Origin of the sequence: Streptomyces humi (assembly GCF_001005085.2) — a bacterium.
Taxonomy (GTDB): Bacteria; Actinomycetota; Actinomycetes; order Streptomycetales; family Streptomycetaceae; genus Streptomyces; species Streptomyces humi.
Window position 1 is genome coordinate 1 of the sequence record NZ_LBMU02000201.1, and the last position, 763, is coordinate 763.

At 73.4% G+C, this 763-nt stretch carries 1 protein-coding gene; it reads left to right on the forward strand.

What is annotated here, in order from left to right; all coding sequences use genetic code 11:
- The coding region (locus AAW13_RS43905; protein WP_046734324.1) for a SigB/SigF/SigG family RNA polymerase sigma factor at positions 1-763 on the forward strand (763 nt) is incomplete at both ends.

Genomic DNA, 763 nt, shown 5'->3' on the forward strand with positions numbered 1-763 from the left:
CGTCCCGTCGCACCCACGACGACGCCCCGGACACCGCGGCTCTGTTCGCCCGTCTCGCCGACCTGGAGGACGGGCCCGAGCGGGACGCCCTGCGCGACGAACTGGTCGCCGCCTGGCTGCCCATGGCCCACCGCATCGCCGGCCGCTTCCGCGACCGCGGCGAAACCGTCGAGGACCTGCGCCAGGTCGCCGCCCTCGGCCTGGTCAAGGCCGTCGACCGCTACGACCCCTCCCGCGGCGCCTTCGAGAGCTACGCCGTGCCCACCATCACCGGCGAGGTCAAGCGCCACTTCCGGGACCGCATGTGGGCCCTGCGGGTGCCCCGCCGCGTCCAGGAACTGCGCAACCGCGTCCGGGTGGCCCGCCGCGTCCTCACCGAGAACCCCGGCGCCCCCGAACCCAGCGTCGCCGACCTGGCCGCCCACACCGGCCTGACCGAGGACGAGGTCACCGCGGGACTGGAGGCGCTGGAGAGCTTCAGCACCCTGTCCCTGGACGCCGAACTCTCCGCCGGCGAGGACGGCTACAGCCTCGCCGACACCCTCGGCGAGAGCGACGGCTCCTACGACGTGGTCCTCGACCGGGAAGCCGCCAAGGAAGGCCTGCGCCGGCTGCCCGAACGCGAACGCGCCATCCTCTACATGCGCTTCTTCGAGGACATGACGCAGAGCCGCATCGCCGACCAGCTCGGCATCTCCCAGATGCACGTCTCCCGCCTCATCAGCCGCAGCTGCGCCCGCGTCCGCGCCGAAGCACTCGGCCG